At 33.6% G+C, this 11,941-nt stretch carries 9 protein-coding genes and 1 pseudogene; 5 read left to right on the top strand and 5 right to left on the bottom strand.

Going from position 1 to position 11,941, the window contains the following annotated elements; genetic code table 11:
- Positions 1-350 precede the first annotated feature (350 nt).
- On the bottom strand, positions 351-701 hold the full coding sequence (locus BSU00_RS06120) for a cation transporter (protein WP_105003593.1): 351 nt from the start codon (positions 699-701) through the stop codon (positions 351-353).
- Between the two features lie 71 nt (positions 702-772).
- Here BSU00_RS06120 and BSU00_RS06115 point away from each other — a divergent pair, with 71 nt between their 5' ends.
- On the top strand, positions 773-1,672 hold the full coding sequence (locus BSU00_RS06115; protein WP_369820278.1) for a DMT family transporter: 900 nt from the start codon (positions 773-775) through the stop codon (positions 1,670-1,672).
- Positions 1,673-1,860: 188 nt separating this feature from the next.
- Here the strand turns inward: BSU00_RS06115 and BSU00_RS06110 are convergent, their stop codons facing one another.
- The gene (locus tag BSU00_RS06110) at positions 1,861-3,771 is read right to left on the bottom strand and encodes a M16 family metallopeptidase (protein ID WP_369820277.1); all 1,911 of its coding nucleotides are present in this window, start codon (positions 3,769-3,771) and stop codon (positions 1,861-1,863) included.
- Between the two features lie 17 nt (positions 3,772-3,788).
- Entirely contained in the window at positions 3,789-5,105 is a 1,317-nt protein-coding gene (locus BSU00_RS06105; protein WP_105003591.1) for a pitrilysin family protein, read from the bottom strand.
- Positions 5,106-5,329: 224 nt separating this feature from the next.
- Here BSU00_RS06105 and rplU point away from each other — a divergent pair.
- From rplU to BSU00_RS06085, 4 genes and pseudogenes are all read left to right on the top strand, one after another.
- Positions 5,330-5,943 (top strand): annotated as a pseudogene (gene rplU / locus BSU00_RS06100) (50S ribosomal protein L21).
- A gap of 34 nt (positions 5,944-5,977) precedes the next feature.
- Positions 5,978-6,238: a 50S ribosomal protein L27 gene (rpmA, locus tag BSU00_RS06095; RefSeq protein ID WP_105003590.1), complete on the top strand. Its 261-nt coding sequence runs from the start codon at positions 5,978-5,980 to the stop codon at positions 6,236-6,238.
- 491 nt (positions 6,239-6,729) lie between these two features.
- The gene (locus BSU00_RS06090) at positions 6,730-7,464 is read left to right on the top strand and encodes a LytTR family DNA-binding domain-containing protein (protein WP_105003589.1); all 735 of its coding nucleotides are present in this window, start codon (positions 6,730-6,732) and stop codon (positions 7,462-7,464) included.
- 4 nt (positions 7,465-7,468) lie between these two features.
- A complete protein-coding gene (locus BSU00_RS06085) occupies positions 7,469-9,373 on the top strand; it encodes a tetratricopeptide repeat protein (protein ID WP_105003588.1) in 1,905 nt (634 codons plus the stop codon).
- Positions 9,374-9,390: 17 nt separating this feature from the next.
- Here BSU00_RS06085 and dinB read toward each other — a convergent pair whose 3' ends face one another.
- Together dinB and rseP are read right to left on the bottom strand one after the other, a co-directional pair.
- The gene (gene dinB / locus BSU00_RS06080; protein WP_105003587.1) at positions 9,391-10,473 is read right to left on the bottom strand and encodes a DNA polymerase IV; all 1,083 of its coding nucleotides are present in this window, start codon (positions 10,471-10,473) and stop codon (positions 9,391-9,393) included.
- A gap of 99 nt (positions 10,474-10,572) precedes the next feature.
- Entirely contained in the window at positions 10,573-11,919 is a 1,347-nt protein-coding gene (rseP, locus tag BSU00_RS06075) for an RIP metalloprotease RseP (RefSeq protein ID WP_105003586.1), read from the bottom strand.
- Between the last annotated feature and the right edge of the window lie 22 nt (positions 11,920-11,941).

Here is an 11,941-nt window from a genome sequence, read left to right as displayed (position 1 = left end):
TCTGTTTAGCATAAAAAAGTATGGGTTTTCATATACATGCTGCTTTGTATGTTTCTATGTGTATGGGAGGCTAGGTATAAAGAATTGCACGATATCTTTTCAACATAGAATAAATACTCATTTTTGGAGCAAATAAATTAAAAGTATATCGTGGTTCCATTCCGAGAAGAAGCTTCTTGCTCTACAAGATTTCTATACTTTTTTACCTAGTCTACAGTTACATGAGAAAATAATAAAGACAAATAATTTTCCTTATACAAATTATAGGGTATGCTTGAATTTTTACCTGTGGTGTAAAAAAAAGACTGTACCATGTACAATCTTTTTTGTGATTTATTTTACTCCAATAATTATTTTAAAATTTTTTCTGAAGTTCTATACGTTTCTCCATCTGCAATACCATCGATAAATTCAATAAGTTCTTTCTTACTAGTTTTGTTTGCGTCATACTTTACCACTGCAGTACTATCATTGAATATTACTGTAGCTTCCATTACTCCATCTTTTTTAGCTAGTTTTGATTCTATTGTCTTAGCACAGCCCATTTCACAAGTCATCCCTGAAATAGTAAAGTTAGCTTCCTCTGTTGTCCCTGCTATCGCTTCTTTTTGATTTTCTACTTCTTTTTTTGCTTCATTATTACAGCCTATTGCAACAAAGCTTAAAATAGCAACTGCTAATATAATCTTAGAAAATTTCATCTTTTAAATTATTAAATTAAAATGCAAATTTACCAATAATATCATGTAAATACTTTTTAAAAAGTCGAAATTTGTCATTTTTTACATTACGTATGGGTAAATTAAATTACAAATGGCTCTATTTACTTACACTTTCTTTAGTGTGGGGAAGTTCTTTTATTTTGATGAAAAAAGCTCTATTAGGAGTGTCTCCTGTCCAACTAGGAGCTTTGCGCGTTTTAATTACCGCTATTTTTCTTATTCTACTAGGTTTTAAAAGAGTGTTAAAGATCCGAAAAGAACAATGGAAGTGGTTGTTGTTAAGTGCCTCGATTGGAACTTTTTTTCCATCTTTTTTATATGCATTTGCAATTAAAGGTATTGATAGTTCGATAGCGTCCATATTAAATTCTGTCACTCCATTTAATGCCCTTTGGATTGGAGTATTGTTTTTCGGCGTCGTATTTCAGCGAAAACAGTTATTGGGTATTTTAATTGGATTACTTGGAACTATAATGCTTATAATGGCGGGTGCTGAATTAAATCCTCACCAAAATTATTGGTATGCTTTACTGCCAATAGTTTCTTCTTTAGGCTATGCACTAAATGTAAATATAATAAAAGCACATTTACAAGATTTGGATGCCTTTTCGATAGCTGTTGGAAGTTTTATTTGGATTACTATACCTGCTCTTTTAGTGTTAGTGTTTACTGATTTTTTTTCTTCTTTTACACTAAATGAGAAGACGGAGTCTGCGTTACTCTATATCACTATTCTTTCGGTGGTAGGAACGGGTGTTGCAAAAATTTTATTTAATAGACTGATTCAAATATCCACACCGGTTTTTAGTTCCTCTGTTACGTACTTGATTCCTATTGTAGCAGTTATTTGGGGTGTTATTGACGGTGAAAAGCTAAGCTTTAACCAGTTAATTGCTGCAGTTATTATTTTGTTTGGCGTGTATTTGGTAAATAAAAAAGCAAAGGTCTAATCTGTAAAGATTAGACCTTTGTAATTAGTATTTTAAAAATTATTTAAAGTCCTCTTCGCTAACGCCTTCGTTTACTTTAATTTCTTCTGTTATAAACTCCATTTTCATCGGCCCCATTGAGCGCTCTACTTTATGTGGGAATTTAATGCCATTTACCTCTTTATATTCCGAAAAATATACAGGTACTTTTACTTCCCCTTGAGGCCTTTAGCAGTAGTTACCATTTTTACTTTTAACCCAGTCTCTACATCGTAGTATATTTCACTTTTACCATGCTTTATAACATAGGCATTTTTTCCATCAATTGGCTCTATTCTGTCTAATTTCCCCGTTCTGTAGCTTTCATCAGCAAAAGGTGCTTTTGTATCTTTTGCCTCTGTAAGTTCATCCCCTGCAAGATCTTTACGTTGTCCTCTCAATTCTGTATATCCATTGCTGCCATCAAATACAGATTTTTGCATTACATTATTCATTACAGATATAACACTAGATTGCTTATTTGGAGCTGAAGATTTAGAAGTTAATTTTACAGGAGTACCTTGAATACTTGCATTGGAAACCATATATAGGGTTTTTACCGCAGCTACTTTTTCTTTTCCACCAATGGCAGCATAGAAATTATCAATTACAGAGTTAGCCGTTATACCTGCCGGAATTGGAGCTGTCATTTCTGGCTTATTGGTTGGGTTTGCATAGGCGTCGTAGTAATTGATTTTGTAATCTGTTGTTTTTTCCAGGTTATCCAACACTTCGATTCCCTTACCGGTTATTATAATTCTTGCTTTGTCTCCACGGAAATAGGTCATCGCAGCATTTTGAACGTCTTCTACAGTTACGGCATTTATGTTTTCTAAATAATTTTCATAAAAAGATGTCGGTAAGTTGTATCTCGCAATATTAAGTGCGAATCTTGCTGCAGTCTCTGGTTTTTGGACATTTCTTACGAAATCACCAATGTATTGTGCCTTAGAATTTTTGAGTTCTTCGGCCGATACTTCTTGATAGCGTATTTTATTGATTTCTTTCTGTAATTCAACTACCGCACTATCGGTTACTGTATTTCTTACTGCTGCACTTGCTTTAAATTTACCAAATCCTTCCATTTTATTTTGAGAGACTCGTGAGTAGGAACCATAGGTATATCCTTTGTCTTCACGCAAGTTCATAAACAAACGTGCCGTTCCACCACCACCTAAAATATTGTTTGCCAATAAGGCAGCGTAGTAATCTTTATCACCAAGTGTTAAATCAACAGTATTTACTACTGCGATTTCAGACTGTACTGCATTTGGCATGTTGATAAAGTCAATTTCTGTAGTTACTACATTGGTAGGCGTACTAATATTGGTAGCAGGAATGTTTCCTTTTTTCCAATCTCCAAAAAGTGATTTCACCATTTTTTTGGTGGTTCTCGGGCTGATATCTCCTACAATTACTAGATAGGCATTGTTAGGTTTATAATAAGTATTGTAAAAGTTTTTAACATCGTTTAACGTAATGTTTTCTATACTTTCTTTGGTGATAAATTCACCGAAAGGATTGTTTTTACCATACACTAAAGCATTTTCAACTCTTCCCGCTACTGCAGTTACACTTTTCTCATCTGATTTTATCCCGTCCAAGGTCCGCTTCACCGATTTGTCGAATTCTTCTTGGGTAAATAGCGGCGCTTTTACACCTTTCGCCATTAAACTTAAAATTTCAGGAAAATATTTGGTCAAGGAATTAGCATTGGCACCTCTACTACTAAAGAATAAAGACGCGCCTAAAAAGTCAATTCGTTCGTTAAATTCATCTTTAGACATCGAAATAGTTCCGTTCCCCATGAGACTTCCTGTTAGGTTTGAAAGACCCGCTTTGTCTCCTTCTAAAATTGGATCGTTATCGATAGTTAACGAAACGGACACACGAGGTAATTTGTGGTTTTCAACCATAATAACCTGCAAACCATTGGATAAGTTGAATTTTTCAGCTTTTCCCATTTTTATTTTTGGTGCAGGACCCGGTTTTGGTTGCACACTTCTATCAATTTCTTGTGCTATTGCAGCAAAAGACATGGTTACAATTGCGATTGCTGATACTATTATTTTTTTCATCATATTGTCTTGTTACTGAATTATTTTTTTGCCTCTGGTAAATATTCCATCACCAAACGTTGGTTTTTGTTAAGATACTTTTTTGCTACTGCTCTAATGTCTTCTCGTGTAATAGATCTGTATATTTCAATTTCACTATTGATCAAGTTGGTGTCTCCGTATAATACGTTGTATCTAGCGAGCGAGTTTGCGATTCCCTCTACACTGGAATTGGAATTTACAAAGTCGTTTTCAAATTTGTTTTGCAATTTTTGATAGTCCTTTTCAGATATCAGCGTCGTTTGCATTTTAAGAATTTCGGCATCAATCTCTTTGGTGATTTCGTCTAGTTTAGTTTCTCCTAATGGAAGTGCAAAGACGATATAGGTTCCATAATCTTCCTGACTGAGATTAAATGCACCTGCTTGAAGGGCCATTTTCTTTGTGTCTACTAATTTTTTGTACAATACAGAACTTTTTCCACTTGTTAGGTAAGAAGATATCATATCAAGAACTCTCGCGTCACGAGTTTTCATCGAAGGAGTTCGGTATGCTTGTACAATAGCAGGAATCTGTATATTTGGGTCGTAAGCTTTTGCAAAAAACTCTTCCGTTATAGGATCTTCCTTAGGGAAATTCCTAACGATGTCTTTACCTCTTGGAATTGGACCAAAATAAGATTCAATCAGCTTTTTAGTTTTTCCTATATTAATGTCACCAGCAACTACTAGAGTAGCGTTATTGGGTACGTAGAATTTTTTGTTAAAGGCTAAGAATTCTTCTAAGGTTGCAGCATCTAAATGTTCCATTTTCCCGATGGTGGTGCCTTTATACGGATGTTTTTTAAACATGTTTTTCTTTACGTTCTCTAGGAAACGAGAATACGGTTGGTTGTCTACGCGAAGACGCTTTTCTTCTTTGACAACCTCGTTTTGGGTGTCTACCCCGCCTTGCTTTATAATTGGATGTAATAAACGCTCCGATTCCATCCACAAACCAAGCTCTAGGTTGTTAGAAGGAAAAACTTCGTAATAATAGGTTCTGTCATCGGTTGTATTTGCATTATTGGTTCCTCCATTGGAAGAAACAATTTTGAACCATTCTCCCTTTTTGATGTTTTTTGTTCCTTCGAATAAAAGGTGCTCAAAAAAGTGAGCCATACCAGTTCTGTCTGGTTGTTCGTCCTTGGCTCCTACGTGATACATCACTGATGTTGTTACCACAGGCGCTGTATTATCTTGGTGCAAAATAACGTGCATTCCGTTGTTGAGATCGTACTCTTCAAACTCTACTTTTTGTGCATTAGAAGAAAATGCGAACAATACTAAAGTTGTTAGAGTTAATATTTGATTTTTCATTGGTTAATATTTAGTTTTTGTTTGGACGTTTAAAATTACTATTCGTTACGAAAATATGTCATAAAAATTGTTAAAAATGAACAATTGTGCGGAGTTAGATTAAAATGCTACCTTTTGTTTTTATTTTTACCTGTAATTGAATTGTTTAATGATTATTATTTGTTATATTTGCACCCGCAATTTCACTAAGTTATTGCAAAAAGTATAAACGCAAAACAAAAAGTATGTACGCAATCGTAGAGATAGCAGGGCAGCAATTTAAAGTAGCAAAAGACCAAAAGGTATACGTACACCGTTTACAAGAAGCAGAAGGAGCAAAAATTACTTTTGACAAAGTGATGCTTATTGACAATGGTGGTGATGTAACTATTGGCGCCCCAGCTATAAAAGGAGCAGGAGTAACTGCAAAAGTATTAGGACACCTAAAAGGTGACAAAGTAATCGTTTTCAAGAAAAAAAGAAGGAAAGGTTACAAAAAGAAAAATGGTCACAGACAGTACCTAACAGAGATTCAGATTGAAGATATCGCTGCATCAGGTGCCGGAACCAAAAAAGAAGCTAAAAAGCTGCGCCAAAAAAAGCGACTAAAAAAGGGGACGATTTAAAGAAAATTGAGGGTATAGGTCCTAAAATTGCTGAAACATTGGCAGAAGCGGGAATTAAAACCTTTGCTGCTTTAGCTAAATCTGAGCCTGCAAAAATTGCTGAAATTATTGCAAATGTTCGTGGAAACCACGTAACAGATACTTGGCCAATGCAAGCTGGATTAGCTGCTGCTGGAAAGTGGGATGAATTAAAAGAATTACAAGACAAGTTAGACGGAGGCGTTGAAAAATAAATCCGTAAGTTTAACCATATAAAACTCAATTAAGATGGCTCATAAAAAAGGTGTCGGAAGTTCGAAAAACGGTCGTGAATCGGAATCGAAACGATTAGGAGTAAAAATTTTTGGAGGACAAGCTGCTATTGCAGGTAATATAATTGTTCGTCAAAGAGGAACACAACACAATCCAGGTGAAAATGTTTACATGGGTAAAGATCACACATTGCATGCTAAAGTTGATGGTGTTGTTAAATTCCAAAAGAAAAGAGATAATAAATCATATGTTTCTATTGAACCGTTTCAGGCTTAATACTAACTCGATTTAGAAAAATAAAAAACTGCCTTTTTAAAGGCAGTTTTTTTATATATACAAACTCATAATTTTAAATCTAAAACTATTTCATAAAATACGTTAAAGGATTTAAATTACCTTGTCATTAACACATAGAAATTCTATGTTGTAGAACTTTATACAATAATGGAATAAAGTAGTGTTAATAGTAGTATACTTTATATCTATTTTTATAAAAAAAGCACTTTAATATAAAGTGCTTTTATTTGTAATCATCATTACTGATTAAATCCCCCAATCATCATAATGATTTTTTTATGTGTACTACGGTGCAAATATGTAAACAAATAAACTATTACTCAATGCTTTATGTGTAATTGGTCTTAAATCTTGTATAGATAGTTTATATTTTGGTATATTACGTTATGATACAGGGCTGTGTTAATATTTATGATGTTGTGTAGCAATTTTATAATTATAAAGTTTATTTTTGAAATAAAGTACCAATCATGTTAAAAGCAGTTATTGTTGATGATGAGCCAAAAGCTATTCAAATTCTATCGTGGGAATTATCAAGTTTCAAAGAAGACATAGAGGTTATCCAAACCTTTAACGATGCTGATGAGGCAATTAGATTTATTAATTCTAATGAATTCGATTGTTTATTTTTAGACATTGAGATGCCTACAATAGATGGTTTTCAATTGTTACAACAAATTGATGCTCAAGATTTTGCAATTGTAATAACAACAGCATATAATGAATACGCAATTAAAGCATTGAAAAGTCAGGCTATTGATTATCTGCTAAAACCAATTGACAGTGATGACTTAGCCGATACAATTACTCGTGTAAAAAAGTACTTCCATAAAAATAGTAGTAAAAATAAGTTCGATAAAATACTACATAGTTTTAATGAAAAGTTTGATCGACGAAAAATCACTATTAACACAGACGGAAAACTTATCTTTCTAGAAGAAGGAGAAATACTGTATGTCGAATCGGATGGCAATTATTGCTCTATTCATACCTCTAGTCAAAAAAAAATAGTAGTTACCAAAAAGCTTAAAGAAGTTAACTTATTGCTTCCACAAGATCATTTTTTTAGAATTCATAATTCCTTCATTATCAATCTTAATAAAATAAAAGAATTTTTGAAATCGGACGGCTATGTGATTTTAGAAGGTAATTATAAGATTCCTGTATCTAGGCAAAAAAAGGCAGACTTTCTCGATAAATTTTAAGTGTATGAAAGGTTTTTTGTATACACTTTTGTTTTTTTTATCATTTTCGTTTGCTTTTGGAAAGGAGTATTCGCAGCAAGATCCTTCCGTAATTAATGATTTCTTATATATTAATTATAATAACTTTTACCAAGTAAAATCATTTTTTAGACAGTACGACTTAGACGAATCATCCATTAATTTATTATTGTCAAAGAGTAAAGTTACCTCTAATGATTTTGGACAAATATATGCGTATAACTTTCTGGGAAGATTGAACAGAACTAACTTGTTGTATGAGGATGCTTTAACTTATCACTTTAAGGCTTTAGAAATTTCTCGTAAGGAGAAACTTGTTTTTGCAGAGATTGTTACTCTAAACCAAATAGCCGTTGTATATCGGCGTCAAGATAAAATTAGAAGGGCGTTAAATTACCATCAATATGCTTTAGATTTAATTAGTAAGTATAAGTTAAAGACTATCGATTTAAAAAAGAGTAAGGTTATTGCAGAGAGTGGGATAGCAAATATCTATATGGATTTGCAACAGTATCCACTTGCCTTGGAAAAATTTACGAAAATTTTGGAGATTCAAACGGAACTTCAAGACAATAGAGGATTGGCAATAGTACACCAAAGTATTGGGGTTGTACATCAAAATTTAGACGATTTAGATAAAGCATTAAAACATTATTTTGAGTCTCTTAATTACAACACCGAAATTGGTTCTGATTTGGGTAAAATTATATGTCACAACAGAATTAGTAGCGTGTTAATTTTGAAAGGACAATTCAACGAGGCACTTCGCTTTATTTCAGAGGTAAAGGAAGCCTCGCAAAAGCTTGGGAATAATTATTACAGGTCTCTAGTAGGGAATACATTAGGGTACTCTCTATTAAAAGTTGGTGCGATTGATTCTGCTCAAGTAACTATTGAAAACGCATTAACTGTTGCACTAAAATATAATATTGCTGACAATGTGAGCCAATCGTATGAATATCTTTCAGAAGTGTATCGAGAGCGACAGGATTTTGAAAATGCCTATGTGTATTATGAAAAATCTGTGAAAGGAAAAAATGATAAAATTAATAGTCAAAACTCAGCATATGTAAATAATTTAATTAATTGGTTCGACGATGAGGTAAAAACAAATCAGAAAAGGAGCTTAGGCAAAGAAAATGAAATTACGAAGTTAAAGCTAACCCAAAACAGAAATGTATTAACAATCGCATTGGTTTCTATCGCGTTATTTGGGGTGTTGTTATATGCTTTTTATGGGCAAAGATTACTAAACAATGAAAAGAAAATACTTATGCTGGAACAGGAGGCATTACAAACGCAGATGAATCCACATTTTGTGTTTAATGCTTTAAATTCGATAAAATTGTACATTATTAACAATGAACAAAAAAATGCAGTCTATTATCTCAATAAATTTTCGAAGTTAATTCGAAGTATACTTGAATCTTCAAAGGCTAAAGAGATATCTCTTTCAGAAGAACTCAAAACTATGGATATATATATGAGTATTGAAAACATTCGATTTTTGAACGAAATTCAATACACAGAATCCATTGATGAAACTATAAATTTAGATAAGATTAAGGTACCACCATTAATTCTGCAGCCATTTTTAGAGAATGCGATATGGCATGGATTATCTTCTAAAAAAGGAGAAAAAAAAGTAGCTTTAGCAGTAACAAAAATAGGGTCAGGATTCATAAAGATAACAATCACCGATAATGGAATCGGAAGGGAAGAGGCTCTCAAAATAAAAAATAGTAAATCTTTACAAAGGGAGTCTATCGGAATTGAGCTTACCAAGCAACGACTCCAAATATTTTCCTATGAATTCGAGAATAAGTTTTTCTTAGAATATACCGATTTGTATGATGACGCCAATATGCCAATGGTACCAAGGTTACTTTGAGATTACCAATAGTTTAACTAGAATTCAAATTTTAATTGAACCCATAAAGGGGCTTGTTTTTTGGTGTTTAAGTTACTAAAAGAAAGGCCTAGTAATCGAACCGAATTGTGTAAGTTGTCTTGGTATAATAATTGTTTTACGAGCGGGAAAAACTCTTTCTTTTGACTCATAAAATTCGTAGTAGTTTTACTTCTTGTTTGTTGGGTAAAATCGCTGTATTTTATCTTTAGGGTAATGGTTTTTCCTTTAGTTCTTGTTTTTGCCATTCTTCGTTCTAGTTCTTCTGCTATGATTTCCAAACGCTCTAGAAGAAATATTTCTGAAGATATATTTTTTTGAAATGTTCTTTCTGCTGCTATTGATTTTTGAACTCTATTTGGTTTTACGGCACTGCGTTGAATGCCTCGAACTATGTTGTAATAGTGTACGCCAGTTTTTCCGAAAAGTTTGGTAAGTTCCGCAAGGGGTTTTTGCTTTAAATCATTGCCTTTGAAAATTCCATTATTATGCATTTTTGCAGCAGTCACCTTTCCTACACCGTAAAATTTATGCACGGGTAATTCTTCTAAGAATGAAATTACTTCAGAAGGGTGAATAGTTTTTTGTCCGTTAGGTTTATTGATATCTGAGGCTACTTTAGCGAGGAATTTGTTAATCGATATTCCTGCAGAGGCTCGCAGTTCCAATTCGTCCCAAATTCGCTGTCTAATCTCACGCGCTATGGCATTTGCAGAAGGATTCTTTTTTTTGTTTTGTGTGACATCTAAATATGCTTCGTCTAAAGATAATGGCTCTACTAAATCCGTGTAATCGAAAAAAATAGCTCTTATTTTAGTTGAAATTTCTTTATACCTTTCAAACCTCGGTGTGACAAAAATAAGCTCCGGACACTTTTGCTTTGCAAGGGTACCGCTCATGGCTGAACGGACACCGTATTTTCTTGCTTCGTAACTTGCAGCAGACACCACTCCTCGAATTCCATTTCCCCCAACAGCCACAGGTTTATCTCTAAGTTCTGGATGGTCTAGTTGTTCTACGGAAGCATAAAAAGCATCCATGTCCACATGAATAATTTTCTTAAATGGGGGCTGCAATTCCATCCTACAAAATTACGAAATACAGCACAATTTTGAAATTAAAAAAACTACCGAGGCAATTGTTAACTTGGGAGATTCCTTTTATGGTTTTTAGATTAATGCCTATTTAAAAGCTCTAAAAATATCATTTCCATTGGCAAACAGCAGTAATGCAACAAGAATTACAAAACCAGTTACTTGTGCATATTCTAAGAACTTATCGCTAGGTTTTTTACCCGTGATCATTTCCCATAAGGTGAATACAACATGTCCGCCATCTAAAGCAGGAATTGGAAGTAGATTCATAAAACCAAGCATAATGGATAAAAATGCGGTAATGCTCCAAAATGTTTGCCAGCTCCATTGCGATGGAAATATACTTCCAATAGAGATGAACCCACCGAGACCTTTGTATGCTCCTGTACTTGGATTAACTATTTTTTTTAACTGTTTTACATAATTGGTTAGTGTTGTCCAGGCTTTCTTTGTTCCTGCAGGAACTGCTTCGGCAAAGGAATAGGATTTTTCGGCCAATTGATAGTATCCTAATTTTTCCAAATCAGGTAAGGAAACTGCCGACCAAACTACGCCTAAATTACCATGCTTTGAAACTTTAGCAGGTATTGATTTTGTTTCTTCTCCTCTGCGAACAGTTAGGGTAATGTCTTGCCCTTTCAAAGTTTCTATGATAGGTTTGGCTTCATCGTAATATTTTATGGGAGTTCCATTAATGCCTACAACGATATCTTTTGGTTGAATGTCTGCTCCACCATTAATAGAATCTTGGCTTACCTCTGCAATTATAAAAGGATATCTCGGTAATAAAAAAGCCCCAGCACTTTTACCTCGATCTACTAATTTTGAGATAAAGTCAACGGGAATTTTCTTTTGTACGTTTTCTCCATTTCTCTCTACTGTGTATTCCGACCCGTTAATAAATTCTAATGGGAGTTCTCTAAATTTTTGCACCGACTTACCATCGATACTAAGTATTTTATCACCAGTTTCCAATCCTAATTCTGTGGCCAGTTCATCTTGTGCCCAAATACCATCTTTCACACTTTCATTTGGTAAGTACTTTTCCCCGTAGGTATACATTAATAAGATGTAAATAAGTATACCGAGGATAAAATTAACAGTAACACCACCAAGCATAATAATAAGTCTTTGCCATGCAGGTTTGGATCTAAATTCCCAAGGTTTTGGTTCCTCTTTCATTTGATCGGTATCCATGCTTTCATCAATCATACCTGATATTTTTACATAGCCACCAAGAGGTATCCAACCGATTCCATAAACCGTCTCTCCGATTTTCTTTTTAAATAACGAAAACTTATAATCAAAAAATAGGTAGAATTTCTCTACCCTAGTTTTAAAAAGCTTGGCAGGTATGAAATGACCGAGCTCGTGTAAAACTATTAAAAGCGATAAGCTTAAAATAAATTGAGATGCTTTTATTAAAATCTCCATATAGTATTTTTCTAATTTTCAA

This window comes from Tenacibaculum sp. SG-28 (genome assembly GCF_002954385.1).
Classification (GTDB): domain Bacteria; phylum Bacteroidota; class Bacteroidia; order Flavobacteriales; family Flavobacteriaceae; genus Polaribacter.
The sequence above is the reverse complement of the archived record's forward strand: the minus strand, read 5'-3'. Positions and strand labels throughout refer to the sequence as shown.